At 72.3% G+C, this 18,836-nt stretch carries 21 protein-coding genes; 10 read left to right on the top strand and 11 right to left on the bottom strand.

What is annotated here, in order from left to right:
* Positions 1-333, bottom strand: a complete 333-nt coding sequence (locus ABEA24_RS41655) for a hypothetical protein (RefSeq protein ID WP_345439062.1) — start codon at positions 331-333, stop codon at positions 1-3.
* Between the two features lie 31 nt (positions 334-364).
* Here ABEA24_RS41655 and ABEA24_RS41650 point away from each other — a divergent pair, with 31 nt between their 5' ends.
* A complete protein-coding gene (locus ABEA24_RS41650; RefSeq protein WP_345439060.1) occupies positions 365-592 on the top strand; it encodes a TetR/AcrR family transcriptional regulator C-terminal domain-containing protein in 228 nt (75 codons plus the stop codon).
* Positions 593-769: 177 nt separating this feature from the next.
* A complete protein-coding gene (locus ABEA24_RS41645) occupies positions 770-1,096 on the top strand; it encodes a chorismate mutase (protein WP_345439058.1) in 327 nt (108 codons plus the stop codon).
* A 156-nt stretch (positions 1,097-1,252) separates the two neighbouring features.
* Here the strand turns inward: ABEA24_RS41645 and ABEA24_RS41640 are convergent, their stop codons facing one another.
* The 4 genes from ABEA24_RS41640 to ABEA24_RS41625 all read right to left on the bottom strand — a co-directional run bounded on the left by ABEA24_RS41640 (position 1,253) and on the right by ABEA24_RS41625 (position 4,996).
* A complete protein-coding gene (locus tag ABEA24_RS41640; protein WP_345439056.1) occupies positions 1,253-2,194 on the bottom strand; it encodes a type IV toxin-antitoxin system AbiEi family antitoxin domain-containing protein in 942 nt (313 codons plus the stop codon).
* Positions 2,195-2,470: 276 nt separating this feature from the next.
* The gene (locus ABEA24_RS41635) at positions 2,471-4,006 is read right to left on the bottom strand and encodes a DHA2 family efflux MFS transporter permease subunit (protein WP_345439055.1); all 1,536 of its coding nucleotides are present in this window, start codon (positions 4,004-4,006) and stop codon (positions 2,471-2,473) included.
* A gap of 184 nt (positions 4,007-4,190) precedes the next feature.
* Complete coding sequence (gene arfB, locus ABEA24_RS41630; protein WP_345439053.1) at positions 4,191-4,619, bottom strand: alternative ribosome rescue aminoacyl-tRNA hydrolase ArfB; 429 nt, start codon at positions 4,617-4,619, stop codon at positions 4,191-4,193.
* An 8-nt stretch (positions 4,620-4,627) separates the two neighbouring features.
* Positions 4,628-4,996 (bottom strand): VOC family protein, encoded by a 369-nt coding sequence (locus ABEA24_RS41625; RefSeq protein ID WP_345439051.1) that lies wholly within the window; start codon positions 4,994-4,996, stop codon positions 4,628-4,630.
* 320 nt (positions 4,997-5,316) lie between these two features.
* On the opposite strand from ABEA24_RS41625, the gene ABEA24_RS41620 reads away from it, so the two are divergent.
* Positions 5,317-6,957, top strand: coding sequence for a carboxylesterase/lipase family protein (locus tag ABEA24_RS41620; RefSeq protein ID WP_345439049.1), 1,641 nt, complete (start codon positions 5,317-5,319; stop codon positions 6,955-6,957).
* A gap of 386 nt (positions 6,958-7,343) precedes the next feature.
* Here the strand turns inward: ABEA24_RS41620 and ABEA24_RS41615 are convergent, their stop codons facing one another.
* On the bottom strand, positions 7,344-8,054 hold the full coding sequence (locus ABEA24_RS41615; RefSeq protein WP_345439047.1) for a TetR/AcrR family transcriptional regulator: 711 nt from the start codon (positions 8,052-8,054) through the stop codon (positions 7,344-7,346).
* Between the two features lie 37 nt (positions 8,055-8,091).
* Between ABEA24_RS41615 and ABEA24_RS41610 the strand changes: the two genes are divergently transcribed.
* The 4 genes from ABEA24_RS41610 (at position 8,092) to ABEA24_RS41595 (ending at position 11,752) form a co-directional block, all read left to right on the top strand.
* Positions 8,092-9,135, top strand: coding sequence for a zinc-dependent alcohol dehydrogenase family protein (locus tag ABEA24_RS41610; RefSeq protein ID WP_345439045.1), 1,044 nt, complete (start codon positions 8,092-8,094; stop codon positions 9,133-9,135).
* Positions 9,136-9,277: 142 nt separating this feature from the next.
* Entirely contained in the window at positions 9,278-9,769 is a 492-nt protein-coding gene (locus tag ABEA24_RS41605; RefSeq protein WP_345439043.1) for a SigE family RNA polymerase sigma factor, read from the top strand.
* A complete protein-coding gene (locus ABEA24_RS41600) occupies positions 9,766-10,881 on the top strand; it encodes a WD40 repeat domain-containing protein (RefSeq protein WP_345439041.1) in 1,116 nt (371 codons plus the stop codon). The genes ABEA24_RS41605 and ABEA24_RS41600 overlap by 4 nt, the downstream gene beginning before the upstream one ends.
* A gap of 49 nt (positions 10,882-10,930) precedes the next feature.
* Complete coding sequence (locus ABEA24_RS41595) at positions 10,931-11,752, top strand: oxygenase MpaB family protein (RefSeq protein WP_345439039.1); 822 nt, start codon at positions 10,931-10,933, stop codon at positions 11,750-11,752.
* A 46-nt stretch (positions 11,753-11,798) separates the two neighbouring features.
* Here the strand turns inward: ABEA24_RS41595 and ABEA24_RS41590 are convergent, their stop codons facing one another.
* From ABEA24_RS41590 to ABEA24_RS41580, 3 genes are all read right to left on the bottom strand, one after another.
* Positions 11,799-12,563, bottom strand: coding sequence for a crotonase/enoyl-CoA hydratase family protein (locus ABEA24_RS41590; RefSeq protein ID WP_345439037.1), 765 nt, complete (start codon positions 12,561-12,563; stop codon positions 11,799-11,801).
* 10 nt (positions 12,564-12,573) lie between these two features.
* Positions 12,574-13,347 carry an SDR family NAD(P)-dependent oxidoreductase gene (locus ABEA24_RS41585; RefSeq protein WP_345439035.1) on the bottom strand — a complete coding sequence of 258 codons (774 nt, stop codon included), beginning with the start codon at positions 13,345-13,347 and terminating at the stop codon, positions 12,574-12,576.
* Positions 13,348-13,431: 84 nt separating this feature from the next.
* Positions 13,432-13,926, bottom strand: coding sequence for a hypothetical protein (locus ABEA24_RS41580; RefSeq protein WP_345439033.1), 495 nt, complete (start codon positions 13,924-13,926; stop codon positions 13,432-13,434).
* A gap of 77 nt (positions 13,927-14,003) precedes the next feature.
* On the opposite strand from ABEA24_RS41580, the gene ABEA24_RS41575 reads away from it, so the two are divergent.
* Positions 14,004-14,681 carry a response regulator transcription factor gene (locus ABEA24_RS41575; RefSeq protein ID WP_345439031.1) on the top strand — a complete coding sequence of 226 codons (678 nt, stop codon included), beginning with the start codon at positions 14,004-14,006 and terminating at the stop codon, positions 14,679-14,681.
* A complete protein-coding gene (locus ABEA24_RS41570; protein WP_345439028.1) occupies positions 14,678-16,180 on the top strand; it encodes a sensor histidine kinase in 1,503 nt (500 codons plus the stop codon). Before ABEA24_RS41575 ends, ABEA24_RS41570 begins: the two co-directional genes overlap by 4 nt.
* 137 nt (positions 16,181-16,317) lie before the next feature.
* Here ABEA24_RS41570 and ABEA24_RS41565 read toward each other — a convergent pair whose 3' ends face one another.
* Positions 16,318-16,896 carry an MBL fold metallo-hydrolase gene (locus tag ABEA24_RS41565; protein ID WP_345439026.1) on the bottom strand — a complete coding sequence of 193 codons (579 nt, stop codon included), beginning with the start codon at positions 16,894-16,896 and terminating at the stop codon, positions 16,318-16,320.
* A 138-nt stretch (positions 16,897-17,034) separates the two neighbouring features.
* Positions 17,035-17,760: an SDR family oxidoreductase gene (locus ABEA24_RS41560; protein WP_345439024.1), complete on the bottom strand. Its 726-nt coding sequence runs from the start codon at positions 17,758-17,760 to the stop codon at positions 17,035-17,037.
* Positions 17,761-17,919: 159 nt separating this feature from the next.
* On the opposite strand from ABEA24_RS41560, the gene ABEA24_RS41555 reads away from it, so the two are divergent.
* Complete coding sequence (locus ABEA24_RS41555) at positions 17,920-18,834, top strand: LysR family transcriptional regulator (RefSeq protein ID WP_345439022.1); 915 nt, start codon at positions 17,920-17,922, stop codon at positions 18,832-18,834.
* Positions 18,835-18,836 lie beyond the last annotated feature (2 nt).

Here is an 18,836-nt window from a genome sequence, read left to right as displayed (position 1 = left end):
TCACGCCTCCGTGGGGATGCTCGCGTCGGGGATCGCGTCGAGAAGACGCCCCCACTCCGGATAGGTCGCCACCTTCTTCAGGTGCATTCGCATGATCTTTCCGCCGAGCTCGGGGTCCATGTCGTCGGACAGGCGCACCGCCGACAGTCGCGCGAGGTGCGGCAGGATCCCGAAGTCGCCTTCGAGATGCACCGGGTCGTACATGTAGCGCTCCAGGGCGGCCAGGTCCTCGATCCCCACGCAGTACGCGTAGGCGTAGCCCTCGGCGGGGTCGCCGAGGTCCTGTCCGACGGTTGAGAACGACGCAGACTCGACGGTCGCCGTACGCCTCATCGCCGCCAGCACTTCGGCCCGCTGTTCTTCCGTGATCTCTTCTTTGAAGCTGAACCGCGCCCGGCTCTCGCTCGCCGGTCGCCTACGCCGGTGCGATCCCGCGCAGGCCGCCGAGCACCTCCTCGCACTTCTCACCGGCCCGATGGAGGCGCGCACCTTGCTCGGCACCCGGCAGGCCTCCCCCGCGGAGACGCGCGCCGTCGCCGAGGCCGCAGTCGACACCTTCCTCCGGGCGTACGGCCCGGAAGAGATCACCTGAACTCACCGGAAGATCGTCGCCTGCTAGGTTCGGCGTGTGACGACTCGCCTCGCATCCTGGTGGCGCCGCCCGTAGGCGGCCTGTCGTCACGCATTCCCAGACCGCCGCTCCAGAGCAGGTCTGGGCGCAGGTCGGCCGAGATCGCACGCTCGGGAGCCGACCAGAGGACACCCCCTCATGACCCACGACGAGATCCACGGGATCCGCACCGAGATCGACGAGCTCGACCGCCGGATCGTCGCGCTGCTGGCCGAACGGGAGAACCTCGTACGCCGGGCCGGCCGCCTCAAGACCGACGCCGCCGCCGTACGAGCACCGCAGCGCGTGGAACAGGTCGTCCAGCGCGTACGGGCCACGGCCTCCGACCTGGGCGCGACGCCCGACGTGGTCGAGCGCACCTACCGCGCGATGATCGGCGCCTTCATCGACCTGGAACTGACGACCCTCCATACGCCGCCGATCGACCCGTCCGGACCGAAGACGCCGACGCCCCCGAACAGCTGAAGGCTGCGCTCTGCAGAGAGTTTCCGTGGCTCTGACCCCGAAGACCCTCGGCGGTAGCGACGCCCACCGATGCGCAGCCGGTCGGCCGCCAAGCTGCTCGTGGAGTCCTGCGACACCCTTGCGCCAGAACACATCGTGTAGCCGGGGCGGGCGTGGTCAGGCGGCGGCCTCGAGGACGCACCCCGGCCCGCAGGGGCGAGGAACGCCGGTCCACCCTCGGGCCCGGTAGACGTCGGCGATCTCCGCTGCGACGAGACACGGGCGTGCGGTGACGTCGCCCCAGCCGTAGCGGAGGGGCGCCCGACCCGCACGCACGACCGCGTTGTCGCGGCGCATGTCGCGGTGCCGCTCGGCGAACGGATGCGCGGCCACCCCGTCCAGCTCGATGACGACGCCGTACGCCTCCGAACGCGCGTCCTCATAGGTCACCCGCCCGCCGCGCAGGAGCCGGACCTGCTTCGTGCCGGCCGGGAGCCCGTGCGCCCGCTCGACGTCACGGACGAACCGGATCTCCAGCAGCGTCGACGCGCCGTCGTCGACATCGGCCAGCGCCGCCACCAGTTCGGTCCGGCGGCGCACCTTCTGCCGCTTCGCCAGGGCGGACAGCAGCCGATCCGGTGTGGTGCGACGGCGCTGGCACGCGCGCGCCGGCCAGGCCATCGCCTCGTCCAGGTCATGCGCCGAGACGGCCAAGTCGATGACGGTCTCCTCGACGGTCGTGCGCGGTGGCAGCCGCGCGGGATGGCGCGCGTCGTCCACCCGGGCCGAGTAGTGCACCCGGACGCCCGGGATCGGCAGCACGTTCCGGCCGCGCGCGACGGTGACATGGATCGGATCGCGAACGTCGTCGACCAGCCCGTACAGCTCGGCCGCCGTCCGATGGCTCAGGACGGCCCCGGACCCGGCGCGCAGGACGGCCGCCCACAACACCGACTCCCGGGGCAGCGGACCGCTGAACGCCGCGTACACCCCTCGGGAGACCCGTTGCCAGCGCCCGCCGCTGACGCGGGCGCGCAGCCCTTCGTCGGTGAGACCGCACGCGAGCGCCTGCCACCGGGCGATGACCCCGTGCTGCCGTGCGAGAACCTGTTCGAGCACGCCATCAGAATCGACCACATCGTCGACCCGCAGAAGCCCGTTCCCCAGCCTGTGGACAACCCCGTGGCCTCGCGGGTGACGCTCATTGCTGCCGCCGAGGGTTGTCGGTGCTGGAACCACGACAACTCTCGGCGGCGGCCCGTTGCGAGAGGCGCCGCCGCGATCGCGGCGGCGGGCACTGGTGGTCGCGGCTACGGGGTCCCGGGGCGGGGGTTCGGAGATGACGACGGCCCCACGGTTTGAGGCCGTGGGGCCGGGGCGTGTGCTGTGCGAGGCTCAGTGCATGGGCATCGGCGTGTCCGCCGAGGAGCTGGTCGGCTTGTGGCGGGGCAGCAGCAGCGCCGGGATGAACGCCAGTGCCAGCAGGCCCACCGCCCACCAGTAGGTGCTCTGGAAGGCGTCCGCCATGGGGCCGGCGATCTTCTGCATGATCTGCGGCGGGACCTTCTGGGACGCGGATAGACCGCCGCCCGCCGCGCCGCCGAGCTTGTGAGTCAGGGCGTTCGCGAGCAGCACGGACATCAGCGCCGTACCGATGGAGGCGGACACCTGCTGGATGATGTTCAGCATGGTGCTGGCCTTGGGCACCTCGTCGTGGACGAGCGTCTGAATCGCCGCCGCCATGGTCGGCATCATCGTCATGCCCATGCCCAGACCCATCACGAACAGCACGCTGCCGAGCACCCAGTACGAGGTGTCGGCGTGCAGGACCGCGGTGAAACCGGCGACGGAGGCGACGACGACGAGCAGGCCGATCAGGACCACCCGGCCGGGACCGATCCGGTCGGTGAGCTTGCCGCCCACCGGCATGGTGACCATCGCGCCGATGCCCTGCGGGGCGAGCAGCAGGCCGGAGGAGAACGCGTTCTCCTGCCGCACCGCCTGGTAGTAGAGGGGCATCAGGAGCATGGCGCCCATGAACGCGCACATGAACAGGACCATCGTGCCCGACGCCGCCGCGACCGAACGCCGCTTCAGCAGCCGCAGGTCGATCAGCGGGTTGGCGGCGGTCAGCGCGCGGAGCGCGAACAGCACCACCAGCACCGCTCCGACGATCGTGGTGATCAGGGCATCGGCCCGGCCGAAGTCGCGGTGCTGCGCGCCCGTGGCGAGACCGTAGATGAGCGAGGCCAGGCCGGGCGACAGGAGGATGAGACCCAGGATGTCCAGGCGTTCGCCCGGGCGCGGAGTGTCGCGATCGAGGATCCTCGCGGCGAGGAACAGCGCGACGACGCCGATCGGCAGGTTGATGAAGAAGATCCACCGCCAGGAGACGTCGTCGACCAGCCAGCCACCCAGGATCGGTCCGCCGATCGGCCCGAGCAGCATCGGGATCCCGACGACGCTCATCACCTGACCGACCCGCGAGGGTCCGGCCTTCTGGGTGAGGATCGTCATGCCGGCCGGCATGATCATGCCGCCGCCAAGGCCCTGCAGCACACGGAAGGCGATCAGCGACTCGGCCGACCAGGCCATGCCGGCCAACGCCGATCCGGCCACGAAGAGCGCGATGGAGATCATGTAAAGCCGCTTCGTGCCGAACCGCGCCGACGCCCAGCCCGTGAGCGGGATGACGGTGGCCAGGGCGAGCGTGTAGCCGGTGGCCACCCACTGGATGGTGGCGAGCGGGGAGTTGAACGCCCCGGCGAGATGGCTGATCGCGACGTTGACGACGGTCACGTCGAGGATCGACATGATGGCGCCGAGGACGACGACCATGGCGACCGCGAGCACGCCCCGATCCAGCCCGGCCGGCGGTGCGGAGGTCTGCGGTGGATCTTCCGCAAGCTCGGGTGATGGCAGAGTGCTCACTTCGGTCTTCCAATCGTCAATCGCCCACATGGGCGGCTAGCTGCGGATTTTGGTGGCCGCACCATGATGCCGGGTGGCACCGACAATCTGGCAATCGAATTAAATCCGCAGGTAGCGCCACCGGCCACGGCGGCCGGTGGCCGGCGGCTGCGGTCGGCGGCGGTCCGAGGGTGGCGCGGGGCGTTCAGGATTCGAAACGGCCGGAGCGGCCGCGCTTCACCTCGCCGCGGCGGCGCTTGTTCTCCAGGCGGCGCTCGTGGACGCGGCGGCTGGGCTTGGTGGGACGGCGCGGCTTCGGCGGCGGGGCGGTCGCCTCGGCGAGCAGGGCGGACAGCCGCGCCTTGGCCGCTTCACGGTTGCGCAGCTGTGACCGGTACTCCTCGGCGCGGATCGTGATGACGCCGTCGACGAGGCGTCCGGCGAGGCGCTGCAACGCACGATCCTTGTACGGCTTCGGGAGCGCGGCGGAGGCTGCCACGTCGAAGGACAGCTCGGCGGCGGTATCGCTGGTGTTGACATGCTGCCCGCCCGGCCCCGACGAACGGGAGAAACGCCAGCGCAGCTCGGCGTCGGGGATGACGACTGAGCCGCGGACACGCACGGGATCGGACATACGACCGATTATCCCCAGTGGGCGTGCTTCATGTCGCCTGATTTAGGGGCGGGCTCCGGCATCGCCGTGACCGGCTTCGGCTGGCTGAGGTGCCAGAGGTTGCCGAAGGGGTCACGGAACGCGGCGTCGACCCCGTAGCAGCGTTCGGTCGGCTCCTCGGTGAACTCCACGCCTTTCAGCTCCTCGTACGTCGCCCGGCAGTCGTCCGTGGCGAGCGCTCCCACGTCGAGGTCGCCGGCCGCCGTGAGGTCCCGGACCTGGGCGACCTTCGCGTCGTCCGTGAGCGGAACGTCCCGGCACGCACAGCATGAGGGGGACCTCCGGCTGCCACGGCGAATGCGCCGCCGGCCGGCGCCCGCCGCCCTCCATCGGCGCACGGCATGAAGGACCTGTCACCTCCGCTGGAGGCCGGCCTGATCCCCGTCTCGGAGACGGTGTTCGCCGGCCTCCGGCGCCGGCCCGTCGTTCAGCGAGGACCACATGCCCGTCGCGTTCTCCACCCTCGTCGACGGCACCCGGTGCGTGTACGTCGGGATGCGTGCCACGCCCAAGGTCGCCTGAAGCGCCCAGGGTGGTGGTGGGCGCACCACCACGGTGACGGCAGGGCGTCCGCGAAGCGGGGCCGAGGCCCACTGACTCCGCGGGCGCCCTGCCGCACAGTCGTGAACGTCGATCGCGAACTGTGGAGGTGGCGTTCATGCCGGAACAACGAGACGACGCGAGGCCGAGGGTGCGGAGGATCGCCATGGCGGGAGCGGCCGGGCTCGGCTTCGTCGCGCTCGCCGGGACGGCCGTGCCGGCGATGGCCGCCGGGAACGGTGACGCCGCGGTGGTGCGGACCGCGGCGGGGCCCGTACGGGGCGTCGTCGCGGCCGACCACCGGTCGTTCGAGGGCATCCCGTACGCCGCGCCGCCCGTGGGGCCCCTGCGCTGGACCTCGCCGCGACCCGTCACCCCGTGGACGCGGACGCGGGACGCGACGAGACCCGGCAGCGCCTGCGCACAGACGGCGGGCTTCCTCGGTGACGCGCCGAGCGAGGCGGAGGACTGCCTGTACCTCAACGTCACCACGCCCCGGCGGACCACCGGGCGGCGGCTGCCGGTGATGGTCTGGATCCACGGGGGCGGCTTCTACTCCGGCTCCGGAGACCTGTACGGGGCCGAGCGCCTGGCGACCAAGGGAGACGTGGTCGTCGTCACCCTGAACTACCGGCTGGGCGTCTTCGGGTTCCTCGCCCACCCGTCGCTGGACCGGGGCGGGCGGTCGTCGGGCGACTTCGGGCTGGAGGACCAGCAGGCGGCGCTGCGCTGGGTCCGGCGGAACGCCGCGGCGTTCGGCGGGGATCCGGGCAAGGTGACGCTGTTCGGCGAGTCGGCCGGAGGCATGAGCGTCTGCTCGCACCTGGCCGCCCCCGCATCGGCCGGGCTGTTCCAGCGCGCCATCGCGCAGAGCGGCCCCTGCTCCCTCACGACCCAGTGGCCGTACAAGGACGGGAACTGGGTGGTACGGCCGCGGGCGGACGCCGAACGGCAGGGCGCGTCGGTCGCGGCGAAGCTCGGCTGCGCCGGCGCGGCGGACGTCGCGACCTGCCTGCGCGGCAAGCCGGTCTCGGCTCTGCTGGACGCCTCGGACGGCGGCCAGGGGTTCGGGCCCGTGTCCGGCGGCGGTGTGCTGCCGACCGACCCGGCGACGGCGCTGGCGACGGGACGGTTCGCGAAGGTGCCCGTCATCCACGGCACCACGCGCGACGAGCACCGGACATTCGTCGCCGCGCTCGAGTACTTCACCGGTCACGCGACCACCGAGGCGGACTATCGGAGCGAGATCGAGGGCTTCTTCGGCAAGGAGAAGACGGCGAAGGTCCTGGCCGCCTACCCGGTCGTGAAGTACGGCTCGGCGAGCACGACGCTGGCCACCGTCTGGACGGACTACAGCTGGGCGTGCACGGCGCGCCAGGCCGAGCGGGCACTGAGCGCGCGCGTGCCGACCTACGCGTTCGAGTTCGCCGACGAGAACGCGCCGTGGGCCACCGACACGCCCGCGCCGCAGTTCGCCACGGGCGCGTTCCACGCCTCGGACGTGCAGTATCTGTTCGACGACGCGCAGTTCCGCGGGGCGCTCACGGCCGAGCAGCGCCGGTTGTCCGACCAGATGATCGGATACTGGACGCGGTTCGCCCACACCGGCGACCCGAACGGCGGCGGAGCGCCGACCTGGGCGCGTTCCGGCCCGGGCACCGAGCGCGTCCTGTCGCTCGCCCCCGGCTCCGGCGGCATCCGGCCGGTCGACCTCGGCCGTGAGCACCGGTGCGGCTTCTGGGCGTCCCTCGGCCGGTGAGACGCCGAGTTCGGCGCGCAACGAGAAATCGGCGCCGTCGTCCGCCACACGCGAACGACGGCGCCGACCGCGTACGGACAGCGGCGCCCACCGCGTACGGGTGCCGTTGCCCACCGTGTGCGAACGGCAGCGCCCACCGCGTACGGACGGCCCGCCGAGTGCGGACGGCCCGCCGCGTACGGACGGCCCGCCGCGTACGGACGGCCCGCCGCGTACGGACGGCCCGCCGCGTACGGACGGCCCGCCGCGTACGGACGGCCCGCCGCGTACGGACGGCCCGCCGCGTACGGACGGCCCGCCGTGTGCGGGCAGCGGCGTCACGCCGTGGTCCCGACCGCCCCACGCGGAGGACGGCGTCGCGTGTGGTGCCGGCCGCGCGGTCGGCCTCAGTGTGGTTCGAGACCGAGCGACCTGATCAGGTCGAACAGTTCGGCGTCGTAGAGCTTTGCAGGCTCGTGGGTCTGCGGGCCGAGGTGCCCGTACATCTCCAGGGCGAGCAGGCCGTGCATACGCCCCCAAACCCGGAGGGCCAAGGCGAGGGCCGCGGGCGGCAGGTCGGGGAACGCATCGCGAACCGTGTCCACCAGGGCGGGGGCGAAGTCGGACCACCGATGGTCTCCGCCGGACTGGAGTCTTTCGGCGTGCGGCCAGGCCGCGGCGATGAGGCCGGTCAGGGCCAGGCAGGCGCGCTCGGCGGCTTCGGGGGCGGGCCCGGCGTCGGGCGCCCGGTATCCGGCCACGGGGTCGCCGTAGATCAGCCGGAAGCCCTCCGGGTTAGCGAGGGCCCACTCGCGAAGGGCCCGGCCCCAGGCGAGGATCCGGCCGGCGACGTCGTCCGGTGGACAGGCGTCACGCGCGGCCTCCACCCGGTCCACCAATGACGTGTAGACATCATCGATCAACGTGGTGATGAGCGCGTCACGGGTCTCGAAGTAGCTGTAGATGGCGCTTCCGCTCATCCCCATCTCGCGGGCGATGGCCCGCAGCGAGATCGCGTCCGCTCCACCATCGGCCATGAGCTTGAGCGCGATCGTCTTGATCTCCGCGGTGGTCTGCGCTCTCAGCCGCGCCCGCCTGCCGGGTGTCCGCTCCTCCACCCTTGACACCTTACAGCGCTCCAGTACAGTACGGCGCATGAAAACTGAACGGTGCACGGAAATTGAGCGCCGTACAATGAAGGAGTCGATGATGGCCACGGCGGTGCTGTTCGACGAACTGGGCGGACCCGAGGTGCTGCGCCTGGAGGACGTACGGCTCGAGGAGCCCGGCGACGGGGAAGTGCGCGTCCGGATCGAGGCGATCGGGCTGAACCGGGCCGAGGCGTTGTTCCGCTCCGGCGGGTACTACTACCGGCCGACGCTGCCCGCCTCCCGGATCGGCAGCGAGGCCGCCGGCGTCGTCGAGGCCGTCGGCGCGGGCGTCGACGGCTTCGCACCCGGCGACCGGGTCAGCGTCCTGGCCACCGGTATCCACATGTCCACCCACGGCGTCTATGGGGATCGGGTGAACGTCGCCGCCCGCAACCTGCTGCGACGGCCGGACTCGGTGGACGCGGTCACGGGAGCCGCCGTGTGGCTGTCCTACCTCACCGCCTACGGCGCCCTCGTGGAGGTCGGCGGGATGAGACCGGGCGACGAGGTGGTCATCACCGCCGCCTCCAGCAGTGTCGGTGTGGCGGCCATCCAGATCGCGAACCACCTCGGCGCCGTTCCCATCGCCGTGACCCGCACCGCCGCCAAGGCGGACCGGCTGCTGCGGGCCGGAGCCGCACACGTGCTGCCCATGGACGAAGGCGACCTGGTCAAGCGCGTGCACCACCTCACGTCGGAGCGTGGTGCCCGGCTGGTCTTCGACTCCATCGGCGGGCCGGGCCTGGCCGACCTTGCCCGGACCGTGGCGCGGGGCGGGACGCTGATCGTCTACGGATGGCTCGATCCGCGGCCCGCGCCGTTGCCGATGAACTGGCCGCTCAACGTCTTCGGCTTCGGCCTCAACGTCGTCACCGACGACCCTGCGGCCCTGTACCGCGGCGAGGCGTTCGTCAACGCCGGGCTGCGTTCGGGCGCCCTGGCCCCGGTGATCGACGCCACCTTCGACCTGGCCGACATCGCCGATGCGCACCGGCACATGGAGGCGAACGGCGGGCTCGGCAAGATCGTCGTCACCGTCGAGCACTGACGGTCGTTCATCACTCGGGGCCCACCGCGGATCCGAAGCGGTGCGGGTTTCTCGGCGGGCACAGGCAACCTGGCGGCCACCACGGCGTCTCTGGGACATGAAAGCAGAAGCGGTGACTCACGCGGCACCCCGCGCGAGGGACGTGGCGGACGCGGATACCGCCGTCACGGCCCTGTATCGCGGTCATGCCCTGGGCCTGATGCGGCTCGCGCTGATCATGGTGGGCGATCGGCCGACCGCGGAGGACGTCGTACAGGACGCCTTCCTCGGTCTGCACCGGCGCTGGGGGCATCTCCGTGACCGGGAGAACGCGCTGGCGTACGTCAGGTCCACGGTCCTCAACAACTGCCGGTCGGTGCTGCGACGCCGCCGGCTGACGCCGCGCGGGCGGCACGAGCCGCCGGTCTGGTCGGCGGAGGCCGCCGCGCTCGTCGGAGAGGAGAGGCGCGAGGTGATACGGGCTCTCCAGAGTCTTCCGGCCCGCCAGCGGGAGGCCCTGGTCCTGCGTTACTTCTGCGAGCTCACCGAAGAGGAGATCGCGCGCACCATGCGGGTCAGCCGCGGAACGGTCAAGTCCACGACGTCCCGGGCGATCAGCGCCCTGGGCCGCATTCTCGAGGGGGGGGAGCGATGAACGCGATCGAGGAACGCCTGAAGGACTCGCTCGGCGCCGTGGCGGAGACGTTCCCGGCCGAGGCCGTCCCGGACCTGCGGCTGCCCGCCCGTCGTCTCGCCCTGTCCCGTCGGCTCGTGCCGCTGATCGCGGCCGGTGCGGTCGCCGCAGCGACCGCCGGGGTGGCCGTCGCGCTGCCGGACGCGACCCCACGCCATCGGACGCCTCAGGTGACGGCGGTACCGCCGCTGGGGCAGGCCGCCATCCCACCGCGCTACTACCTCGCCGCCGTCGTCCCGGACCGGATCGCCGTGTACGAGACGGCGACCCGGCGAAAGGTCGCCCGGACGTCGATCGGGGGTGTCACGCGGCTGGCCGGGACGGGTGACGGCCGCACGTTCTTCGCCATGACCGATCAGGGAGCGCACCGGTTCTACCGGATCCGGATCACCGACAAGGGGAAGGTCGCCGAGACCACGCCCGTTCCGGTGAAGGTGGAGTCCGGCTCCGTGGTCGCGTTCGCGGCCTCCGGGGACGGCACGAAACTGGCTCTGGTGCTCCAGCTGGGGGTCACGAACGGGACGCCGAAGCCCGACACCATGCGCGGAGCGGTTGAGGTCGCCGACCTGACCACCGGGACGACTGCGACGTGGCGCTCCAGCGCGCAGGGGCTGGTGCAGTCCGTGGCCATGGATCCGACCGGCCGCACCGTCGCGTTCGACTGGCAGACGCTCGGACGTGACCACGTTTCGCAGATCCGCGCGCTGGACGTGACGTCGAAGAACACCGACCTGCTGGCGAGCCGGATCATGGTCCGCACCGCGACGTTCGGGGCCGTAAGCGGACCGCTCGCCTTCAGTCCCGACGGACGCTCCATCGCCGCGATCGGCCAGTCCGAGAAGGGCGGCGTCCAGATCGTCCGATACCCGGTGACTCCCGGCCCTCGCCCGCGCGTCCTGCTGTCGGCCAGGCCGGGCGGCGCGGCGGAGTTCGGGGCGCTCGCTTTCGACCCGACGGGGACCAACCTGCTGTTCGAGGGCGGCGGGTATCCGGTCAGCCGGTTGGCGAACGGAACGGTCACCTTGCTGGGCGATCGCAAGGACGCCGACGTGGAGTCGGCCGCCGCTTGGTGAGTGCATCCGAGGTCTCGTCGCGACGCAAGTGGTTACTTACAATGGCGGCATGGGCGATGGGCACTTCGACGACGGGGACCTGATCCGCGCGGTCGGCCGGGAGGGGGTGTTGATCGCGGCCGGGGGCGCCGCGTCACTCCTGCAGACCGCCCACCCGAAGATCGCGCAAGGCGTGTACGACCACAGCTACACCGCTCAGGACCCGCTGGGCCGGCTGCGCGGCACGATGCAGTGGGTGTACGCCGTGGAGTTCGGCACGAGGGAGGAGGCGGAGCGGCTGAGCTCGGTCGTCCGCCGGATGCACGACGGCGTGACCGGTGAGGACTATCGGGCCGACGACCCGGAGCTGCAGGTCTGGGTCGCCGCCACGCTCTTCGCCACCTCCGTCCACGCGTACCGGCTGATCTTCCGGGAGCTCACGCGCGAGGAGCTCGAGACCTTCTACGAGCAGAACAAGGTCTTCGCGACCATCCTCGGCTGCCCGTACGAGATGATGCCGGCGTCGTACGAGGACTTCCGGGACTACTACGCGCGGACGCTCGCGTCGCTGCGGATCAATGACGCGTCGCGGGCGATCGCGCACCAGGTGCTGCATCCCCGACTGCCGGGCGGCCGGCTGAACGAGCCCGCCCTCGCGGCCATCCGGCTGCTCACGGTGGGGCTCATGCCGGATCCGATCCGGCGGCAGTACGGCTGGCGCTGGGATCGCGCCCGGCGTGCCCGTTTCGACCTGCTCGTCCGGTCGCTGCGGCTCGTCTACCCGCGGCTGCCGCTGCCGATCCGCACGCTGCCCCGCGACTATTACCTGTACGAGCTGCGCCGCAGGCTCGCCAGGGCGTCGAACCGGCCCGCGGCGGCCTCCACCGCCTGAGACGCGTCGGGGGCGAGGCCGGCCCGCCCCGCCCCCGACGCGACGGTCACTCGCCGGACCAGTTGGGCGCGCGCTTCTCGGCGAAGGCCGCGGCACCCTCCATCGCATCCTTGGACGCGAACACGGGAACGATGATCTCGCCCTGCCGGGCGAACTGCTCGTCGCTCGGCCAGTCGCGGGACTCGACGATGACGCGCTTGGTGGCGGCCAGCGCCAGGGGGGCGTTCGCCGCGACCTTGGCGGCCAGTTCCTTGGCGGCCTGGAGGGCCTGTCCGGGCTCGGTGACCCGGTTGACCAGGCCGAGCTCCGCCAGCCGCGCGGCCGGGTAGTGGTCGCCGGTCAGCGCGATCTCCAATGCGACGTGATACGGGATCCGCTGCGGCAGCCGCAGCAGGCCGCCCGCGCCGGCGACCAGACCGCGCTTGACCTCCGGCAGCCCGAACTTCGACTCCGAGGACGCGACGACCATGTCGCAGGACAGCGCGAGCTCGAAGCCGCCCGCCAGGGCGTACCCCTCGACGGCGGCGATGATCGGCTTGGCCGGGGGCCGCTCGGTGATGCCACCGAAGCCACGGCCGCCCTTGGTCGGATCGTCACCGGTGAGGAACCCCTTGAGGTCCATGCCGGCGCTGAAGGTGCCGCCGGCGCCGGTGAGGACGTACGCGGAGACGTCCTTGCGGGCGTCGAACTCGTCGATGGCACTCGCGATGCCCTGGGCGACCGCGCCGTTGACGGCGTTCCTCGCCTCGGGCCGGTTGATCGTGATGACGGCGACGCCGCCGTCCACCTCGGTCAGGACCGCATCCGACATCGTCAGGACCTCACTTGGGCTGGAAGCGGATACCGCCGTCGAAGCGGATGACTTCGGCGTTCATGTAGTCGTTCTCGACCAGGGAGCGGACGAGGTGGGCGAACTCCGACGGCCGGCCCATGCGCTTGGGGAAGACGACCGGCGCGACGAGCTTCTTCTTGAACTCCTCGGCCTGCTCACCCTGGCCGTAGATCGGCGTGTCGATGATGCCCGGGCAGACGGTGTTGACGCGGACGCCGATCGCGGCCAGGTCGCGGGCTGCGGGCACGGTCATGCCGACGATGCCGCCCTTGGACGAGGAGTAGGCGATCTGGCCGGTCTGCCCTTCCAGGGCGGCGACCGACGCGGTGTTGATGACGACGCCGCGGCTGCCGAACTCGTCCACCGGCTCGGTCTTGGCGATCGCGGCCGCACCGAGCCGCAGGCCGTTGAACGTGCCGATCAGGTTGACCTCGATGACCTTCTTGTACGAGGCGAGGTCGTGCGGGGAGCCGTCCCGGTTCACGGTCCGCGTGGCCCAGCCGATGCCGGCGCTGTTCACCACGACGCGCAGCGGCGCGCCGGTGGCGACGGCCGCGTCGACGGCGGCCTGCACCTGCTGCTCGTCGGAGACGTCGACCTTGACGAAGACACCGCCGATCTCGTCGGCGATGGCCTTGCCCTTCTCCTCGTTGAGGTCGGCCACGACCACCTTGGCACCGTGCGCGGCCAGGTCCCGCGCGGTCGCCTCACCGAGTCCGCTCGCGCCGCCCGTGACGATGGCGGCAACTCCGTTTACGTCCATAGCAGGAGGCTACAGGAGAGACCAGAATCGGATTCGGGTGACGTTACTCACGCGTATCAAAATTCTTTCCCAGGCCCGGGTCTCCTACTGATTCTCCACCTGAACGGCGGGCGGATGGCCATTCCACGTTGCGAACAGCGAGGAGGTTCGCTCGCCCTGCGTGAAGTCCACGCGCAGCCACCCGGGCGCGTGCCAGGTCCGTACCTCCCACCCGGCGGCCGGCGTGGCGGAGACCAGCCGCGCCGACGTCGCGCCCATCGACAGCACGACCTGGCCGCCGGAGAGCGTGTAGCTGCGCGTGTCGGCGTGCGGCGACGAGGCGGGTTTCGTACTCGACCGCGACGGCGTGGGATGTGCGGTCCGCTTCGGCGTCGCCCGTGCGGTGGGGCTCGGCTCCGCCGGAGAGGGCGGAGCGGTCGAGGTGGCCGACGACACCGGCACGCGGTCGACGACCGAGCGGGCCGGCGGCGGCCCGAACACCGCGTTGTGCAGGACCGGGCGCGCGCCGAACCAGACCAGCAGCACCGCCAGTGAGGTCGCACCACCCCAGGCGGCCACGTACGTCATCGCCCGTCGCACCGCCCCATGGTGCCGCAATCGCCGTAGTTTGTTGCTATTTCGGCGCTTCTGCCGTGTCAGGCTCTAGGGTGCCGGGCATGGCCAATGTGCTCGTGGTGGAGGACGACCAGTTCGTACGGTCGGCACTTATCCGTGAGCTCACCGAGCGGGCGCACGCCGTCCGCAGCGCGGGCACCGCGCTGGACGCCCTGCGCGAGGTGACCCGTGCCGCGCCGGACGTCGTGATCCTGGACCTGGGACTTCCCGACCTCGACGGCGCGGAGGCGCTGAAGATGCTGCGCGGCGTGTCCGACGTCCCGGTCATCGTGGCGACGGCGCGCGACGAGGAGACCGAGATCGTACGGCTGCTGAACGCCGGAGCCGACGACTACCTGATCAAACCGTTCTCCGGCGAACACCTGAGCGCCCGCCTCGCCGCGGTGCTCCGCCGCGCCAAACCGGCGCCCCAGGGACGGCTGTGCGAGGTCGGCGGCCTGCGCGTCGACCTGGACCGGCGCGAGGCGTACCTCGATGGTGTGCTCCTCGACCTGACGCGCCGGGAGTTCGACCTGCTCGCCCACCTCGCGTCCCGCCCTGGCCACGTCGTCTCCCGCCGGGAACTGCTCGCCGAGGTCTGGCAGCAGCCGTACGGCGACGACCAGACGATCGACGTGCACCTGTCCTGGCTGCGCCGCAAGCTCGGTGAGAAGGCGTCCCGCCCGCGCTACCTGCACACGATCCGCGGCGTGGGCGTCAAGCTGATGGCGCCGCCGTGAGACGCTCCCTCGCGCTCGTGTCGGCGGCCGTCACGTCGATGGTCGCGCTGGCGTTCCTCATCCCGCTCGCGCTCATGGTCAAGGAGATCGCCCGGGACCGCGCACTAGCCGACGCCGAACGTCAGGCGGGATCGCTCGCCCCGGCGCTGGCCATCACGACCGACCGGACCGCGCTCGAACGCGCCGTCGCCAGCACCCAGGCCGGCGCGGCCGGCCGGATGGCGATCCACGTCCCCGCCGGGGCCCCGGCGGCGAACGCGCCAGGCGACCCGCCCCGCACGGGATCCGGGGCCGCGCCCCGAACGAGAGCGGGCGCCGCGCCCCACACGGGAACAGGGGCCACACCCCATACGGGAACGGGGGACTCACCCCGCACGGGAACGGGGGGCGCGTCGACCGCGGGAGTGGCGAGTGCGTCGACCGCGGGAGCGCGTGGGGGCGAGGGCACGGTCGGGACGTCGCATGCGCGGCAGGGCGACCTGGCGACCGCGACCGCGCGCGGCCGGGCCTTCTCCGCGCCCGCGCCCGGCGGCTACGTGCTGCTACAGCCGGTCGCGCTGGACCAGGACCGTACGGCGATCGTCGAGGTGTACCTGCCCCGCCAGGACCTGGCGAGGGGAGTGCGGCCCGCCTGGATCACGCTCACCGTGGTGGCGGCCGTGCTCGTCGCCGGATCCGTCGTCGTCGCGGACCGTCTCGGCTCCCGCGTGGTCGGCTCCGCGCGGACTCTGGCCCGGGCCGCGACCGCGCTCGGCGGCGGCGACCTGCGCACCCGCATCGACCCACAGGGACCACCGGAGCTGCGCGAGGCCGGCCGCGCGTTCAACACGATGGCCGACCGGGTCGAACAGCTCCTCGCGGCGGAACGCGAACTGATCGCCGACCTCTCCCACCGCCTGCGGACCCCCCTCACCGCGATGCGGCTCAACGCGGCGGCGCTCGGCTCGGAACCAGCGGCCGAGCAGACGCGGCTCGCCGTCGCGCGCCTTGAGGAGGAGGTCGACAAGATCATCCGGTCGGCGCGCAAGCCGAAGGAGACGGCCCGCTGCGACGCCGCCGAGGTGCTCCGCGAACGGATGGCCTTCTGGTCCGCGCTGGCCGAGGACCAGGAGCGCGACTGCGAGCTGATCGGCGCGGAGCATCCCGTCGCCGTCCCGGTACCACGCGCCGAGCTGAGCGCCGTGCTGGACTCGCTCCTGGGCAACGTGTTCCGGCACACCCCGGAGGGCACGGCGTTCGCGGTGACACTGCACGCCGGCGCCGGACTGGTCGGCATCCTCGTCGCCGACGCGGGCCCGGGGATCACCGACCCGGACGCGGCGCTGCTCCGAGGCTCCAGCGGCGGCGGGTCCACCGGCCTGGGCCTCGACATCGCCCGCCGCATGGCCGAGGCGATCGGCGGGGACGTGCGGATCGACCGCTCGGCACTCGGCGGGGCGCAGATCCAGATCTGGCTCCCCACCACCCCGAAACGCCCCCGCCAAGGCCGGCGGTCTTAGGGCCGTTCCCGCAGGGCGTCGCGACCCGGACCGCGTCCGGCGCAATCAGCGCGATGCTGATCGACCTGCGGAGACCATGAGCCCGCGGTCCCGCTGCGCGGCGCTTGTGAAAACAGCCCCCTGGCGTCCGGCGTTGGTCAGCGGGGCGTGGCCGCCGTCGGGTGGAAGGCCGGGCCGTGGCCCGGGACGACGACGTCGGCCAGGGCGAGGACCCGGGCCCGGCCCGCGTGCAGGGCGTCGAGGTCGGTGGCGTACTTGTCCCCGGCCGACGTCGGGGTGTTCCACAGGTGTGTGAACGCGACGACCCCCTCCGCCGTGCCGACGAGGGTGGTGATGTCCTCCGGGGTGTGGCCGGGGGTGCGGATGAGACGGACGGACGGGCTCAGCTCGTGGCCCTCGGCGTCCCGGTCCTCCCAGACGTCACCCTGGTAGATCGCCCAGTGATCGTGGAACCGGGCGGCCGGGAACAGCGCGGCGTTGAGGGTGTGGTCCGGGTGGTGATGGCTGAACACCACGTCGGTCACGTCGCCCGGCTCCACGCCCAGGGCCCGCAGCGGGTCGAGGATCAGGCCCCGGTCACGGACCATCCCGGGGTCGGTCACCATCAACCGGTCCCCGTCCCGGACGAAGCCGACGGTGCTGGCCACGGTGCCGCCGACGTACCCCGTGTGCAGCAGGGCGTAGGTCGCGCTCGACTCGCGCGGACGGTCGCTCATGACCGCCAGTATCCGCCGCGATGATCGTCGCCGCGATAACCGTTCGACGACCGGATGGGGCCACGATCCCCGCTGGTCCCCCACGGCGGTCGTGACCGCCGAGTGTGTGACCAGGGCCATCACCCCGGCGCCCTCCCACTACCAGGGCACCACCCCGGCGTCCTCGAAGAATCCGCCGGTCGGGCCGTCGTCGGGCAGGGTCGCGAGCCGGATCGCGATCGCCGCGCCCTGTTCGGGGGTGCGGACGCCGCGGTGGCCGTTGAGGTCGGTCGCGCAGTAGCCGGGGCAGGCGGCGTTGATCAGGATGTTCGTGTCGTGCAGCTCCTTGGCGTACTGGACGGTGACGGCGTTGAGGAACGTCTTCGACGGTGAGTACGCGGCGGAGATCGGGCCCGTCTCGGCACCGGGAGTGGTCTGCCGGGTGAGGGAGCCGACGGTGCTGGACATGTTCACGATCCGCGGCGACGCCGAGCGGCGCAGCAGCGGCAGCATCGCGTTGGTGACGCGGATGACGCCGATCACGTTGGTCTCCACGGCCGTCCGCACGTCCGCGGGGTCGACCCGGGTGGGCTCCTGCGGCAGGCCGCCGGTCACGCCGGCGTTGTTGACGAGCACGTCGAGGCGGCCGGCGCGTTCCTCGAGCAGCCCGGCCGCCGCGGCCACGCTCGCGTCGTCGGTCACGTCGAGCGGCACGCCGAACGCATCGACGCCGGCCGCGCGCAGCTTCTCCACGGCGGCCTCCCGGCGCTCCTCGTCGCGGGCGCCGACGCCGACGCTCCAGCCGAGGGCGCCCAGTCCGGCCGCGATCTCGTATCCGATCCCCTTGTTCGCGCCGGTGACCAGCGCGATCGTCTGTTCGCTCATGCATTTGATCCTGTCCGCGCCCCGGCGGAGGCTCCAACACCGTCTGGGTGGGCAGCGATACCGCCCCGGTATCGGCCCAGGTCGCCGACTTCCCCGCCCCCTCGGCCATCGGCTTTCGGCGGCGCCGCACGGGGTCCGTCCCGCAGGTACCGTGGCGGCATGGAGACGCGGGAGCTGCGGTACTTCATCGCCGTCGCCGAGGAGCTGCACTTCGGCCGGGCCGCGGAGCGACTCGGGATCGCACAGCCGCCGCTGTCGCGGGCGATCCAGCAGCTCGAACGGCGGCTCGGGGTGGCGCTACTGGACCGCAACAGCCGCGCCGTCACGCTGACCGAGGCCGGGTCGGTGCTGCTGCGCGAGGGCCAGGCGGCCCTCGACGCGGTCGACGCCGCCGACCGCCGTACCCGCCGCGCCGCCCTCGCCACGACCGGCCACCCCGGCCTGGTCCTCGTCACGAAGGCCGGAGCGTCCGGCGACCTGCTGCCGAAGCTGCTCGACGCGTACGCCGCCGAACCCGGCGCGGTCGCCGTCGACGTGCTCCTGTGCGGGCCGGGCGAGCAGGAACGGCTGTTGCGCGACGGGCGGGCCGACGTGGCGCTGCTGCACCGGCCGTTCGACTCGACGACCGGGTTCGACACCGAGGAGCTGTGCACGGAGGAGCAGGTCGTCATCCTGCCCGCCGGGCACCCCCTCACCAGCCGGGCCCACCTGCGGATGGCCGACGTCACAGCGCTGCCCGGCCTGCCGATGCCGCGCTGGCCCGGCCCCGACGGCACGTACCCGGACGGCCCCGGTCCGCAGGTTCGGGACCAGGCGCAGCTTCTCCAGCTGATCGCGCTCGGCCGGGCTTCGGCGGTCCTGCCGGAGTCGTGCCGGGCCCATCTGCGCGGCGACCTCGCCACCGTGCCGGTGCTGGACGCACCGACGGTGACGACGGTGATCGCGTGGCCGCCGCACAGCCGGTCCCGGGCCCTCGCCGGGCTGGTCCGGGCCGCGACCGGAGCCGCCACGCGCGTGACCGGACCGTCGAGCGGCGCCACGGTCCTGGGAACCGGGCGAGGCACTGATCGTTGATC

Origin of the sequence: Actinoallomurus vinaceus (genome assembly GCF_039542055.1) — a bacterium.
Taxonomy (GTDB): Bacteria; Actinomycetota; Actinomycetes; order Streptosporangiales; family Streptosporangiaceae; genus Actinoallomurus; species Actinoallomurus vinaceus.
Note: the sequence above shows the minus strand (reverse complement) of the source record. Positions and strands in the feature narration are given on the sequence as shown.